This window comes from Leifsonia sp. HAY1-4F (assembly GCF_056755275.1).
Map to the genome: position 1 here is coordinate 1 of NZ_JBNDHX010000508.1, position 244 is coordinate 244.

Genomic DNA, 244 nt, shown 5'->3' on the forward strand with positions numbered 1-244 from the left:
GTGCAGGACAGCGAGACGCGTCAGTTCTCCTACGAGGACCGCAACACCGCCGCGGACCGCACGCGGCTGGGCACGTACAAGGAACGCGTGATCGGCCTGAGCTCGCAGGCGCAGACGCAGCTGGCCCACCAGCGCCTGAGCTACGGCATCGACGTCAGCCGCAACACGATCGAAGGCGTGCGTGACGGCACGGTCCCGCCGGCCGGGGAGACTTTCCCGAGCAAGCCCTTCCCCGACACCAGGT

At 68.9% G+C, this 244-nt stretch carries 1 protein-coding gene; it reads left to right on the top strand.

Translation table 11 applies throughout. The features are described from left to right. The coding region (locus tag ACPYOG_RS20320) for a hypothetical protein (RefSeq protein WP_481295887.1) at nucleotides 1–244 on the top strand (244 nt) is incomplete at both ends.